This window comes from Ralstonia sp. VS2407 (assembly GCF_052950655.1).
The window spans coordinates 1-464 of the sequence record NZ_JBRFVG010000265.1 but is presented as its reverse complement, the minus strand read 5'-3'; the positions used below and the strand labels follow the sequence as shown (position 1 = coordinate 464).

The following is a 464-nucleotide window of genomic DNA, read 5'->3' as shown; positions in this document are numbered from 1 at the left end:
CCATAGCGCATCGTTGTGGTCGAGGAAATTGCCGAACGCGTTCGGAAAGATCACGAGCGTCGTGTCGACTTCGTCCGGATCGGCGGCATCGAGATGGCGCAGTTCGTTTTCCAGATCCGTCAGTGCCGCTTCGAGCGATCTCGCGCGGCTGATCGCGTAGCGGATCTGCCGCTTCACGTGGACGCCCTTCGCGAACGGACACAGGTTGAGCCCGATCACCGCGCGCGTCAGCCAGTGGCGGGTGGCGGCGAGGATGTCGGCGTCGGGCGGAGAGACTTCGGTCATGGCGGAAACGGCGTGGCGGTCAAGCCGCGATTGTAGCGGGCGAAGGCGGCGCGGCATGCGGCGAGGCGACGCGACAGGATGCGACGTGATACGACGCGTGGCGAGACCGTCGGGCAGCTCCGTTCCGAGGGGCGTGCGCGAAGGCGGCTCGAGGCCGGCCGTGCGAACCGCGACACGAA

Annotated in this window: 1 protein-coding gene; it reads right to left on the bottom strand. The window is 67.2% G+C overall.

The genetic code is table 11. The features are described 5' to 3' along the window. Nucleotides 1-285: DUF1415 family protein (locus ACU8YE_RS24960; RefSeq protein WP_446930229.1), on the bottom strand; the 285-nt coding region annotated here is incomplete at its 3' end. Between the last annotated feature and the right edge of the window lie 179 nt (nt 286-464).